General features: G+C 62.2%; 3 protein-coding genes. 1 reads left to right on the plus strand and 2 read right to left on the minus strand.

Going from position 1 to position 1,722, the window contains the following annotated elements; translation table 11 throughout:
- A partial coding sequence (fliF, locus tag CWO89_RS43890) for a flagellar basal-body MS-ring/collar protein FliF (protein ID WP_130584344.1) occupies positions 1 to 478 on the minus strand: 478 nt, incomplete at its 3' end.
- Positions 479 to 652: 174 nt separating this feature from the next.
- Positions 653 to 928 carry a CtrA inhibitor SciP gene (sciP, locus tag CWO89_RS43895; RefSeq protein WP_002714638.1) on the minus strand — a complete coding sequence of 92 codons (276 nt, stop codon included), beginning with the start codon at positions 926 to 928 and terminating at the stop codon, positions 653 to 655.
- 220 nt (positions 929 to 1,148) lie between these two features.
- Here sciP and CWO89_RS43900 point away from each other — a divergent pair, with 220 nt between their 5' ends.
- Positions 1,149 to 1,634 carry an anthrone oxygenase family protein gene (locus CWO89_RS43900; protein ID WP_207234708.1) on the plus strand — a complete coding sequence of 162 codons (486 nt, stop codon included), beginning with the start codon at positions 1,149 to 1,151 and terminating at the stop codon, positions 1,632 to 1,634.
- Positions 1,635 to 1,722 lie beyond the last annotated feature (88 nt).

The following is a 1,722-nucleotide window of genomic DNA, read 5'->3' on the forward strand; positions in this document are numbered from 1 at the left end:
CGCGCGAGAACAGCGGCCGCTCCGGCAGCACCAGGTGCACGCGGGCGGCCTGGATGCGGTCGATGGCGCGGATGGTGCGGGCGAGCTCGCCTTCCAGGGCGCGCAGATGGTTGATGTTCTGAACGAAGCTCGTGGTGCCGAGCGCGTCCGACTTGTCGAATATCTCGTAGCCGACGCCGCCGCCCTTGGGCATGCCGCCCTCGGCGAGCTTCATGCGCAGGCGCGTGACCTTGTCCTTTGGCACCATGATGACGGTGCCTTCATTGCGAAGCTCGAACGGGATCGCCTGCCGCTCGAGCTCCTTGACGATCGCGGAGGAGTCCTCGACGCTCAAATCGGTGAACAGGGTCGTCAGTTGCGGCGTGGTGACGCGCAAGATGACGAAGGCGAAGAAGCCGATGAGCGCGGCGGTGACCGCCACCATCGCCGCCAACCGGGCCGCGCCCAGGCCCTTCAGGAAAGCAACCAGACTTTGCACCAACCGCCCCCAGGGGATTCGGCCCTCGGAGGGTCCGACTGGGCAATTATTGCCTAGGGTATGGTTTCCATCCGGTTAACGACGGTTAAGAACCGCGGCAGAAAGTAGGACATGAAAAAAACCGGCTTCGCAAAGCGAGGCCGGTTTTCATCAAATTCGATTGGTTTCGAGGGCTTACTGTCGATATTGCTGGATCCGGGTGGTGCGCAGCCCGGCCAAGCCGTGCTGATCGATGGAAAATTGCCAGGAAAGGAATTCGTCGACCGTCAGCGTGTAGCGGCTGCAAGCTTCCTCCAGGGAGAGCAGACCGCCGCGCACTGCGGCAACAACTTCAGCCTTCCGGCGAATGACCCACCGTTTTGTACCGGGCGCGGGCAAGTCGGCAATGGTTAGCGGACTGCCGTCAGGCCCGATGACGTATTTCACCCTCGGGCGATGGGGTTCTGTCATGGCGTACTCACAAACTCTCGACCACTGAACTCACTCTGCCAACCTACGCGTGTCGGCTTAAAATTTGCCTAAGCGCAATCCTGCAATACGAATCGCGTTGGAAATGCCGGTAAGGTGGCTCCGTCCCGGCACCTGTGCCAGTGTGGGAAAAGCGGCCAGGCCGGAGCCGACGGGCGCTTGGTGGGGGCCGAATCACAACCCAGCGGAAGCGAGGTCGCCCGTGGGCGAGATTGTAGTGCCGATCCTGCTCTGGTTCGCGGCGATCGGCTGTGGCCTGCTTGCCGGGCTCTATTTTGCGTTCTCGACCTTCGTGATGAGGGCACTCGGCCGCATCGAGCGGGCATCCGGCATTGCGGCCATGAATGCGATCAATGTCGACATCGTCCGCTCGCCGTTCATGCCGCTCTTCCTCGGCACGACGCTGGTGAGCGCGATCCTCGCCGCCCTTGCGGTCTTCCGCCTGGGCGAGCCCGGCGCGGCGGCGATGCTCGCCGGCGGGGTGCTCTACGTCGTCGGCATGTTCGTCGTGACGATGATCTTCAACGTGCCGCTCAACAATGCGCTGGCCGCGGCCGATCCGGCTAGCACTGAGGCAGCTTCGATATGGGCGCGGTATCTCAAGGAATGGACATTCTGGAATCACGTGCGGACGGTGGCCTCCACGGCGGCCTGCGCGCTTTTCATCGCCGCCATCGCGGCGGACTAGGGCATGATCCGGAAAAGTGGAGACCGGTTTTCCGAAAAAGATCATGCTCAAACAAAGAGCTAGAGCGGGATGACGATTCGAAGAAAAG

Origin of the sequence: Bradyrhizobium sp. Leo170 (assembly GCF_004296405.1) — a bacterium.
Taxonomy (GTDB): domain Bacteria; phylum Pseudomonadota; class Alphaproteobacteria; order Rhizobiales; family Xanthobacteraceae; genus Bradyrhizobium.

What these genes read in the sequence shown, in the direction of transcription:
- sciP (WP_002714638.1), bottom strand. Translation starts at nt 928, where the DNA reads ATGACAGAACCCCATCGCCCGAGGGTGAAATACGTCATCGGGCCTGAC.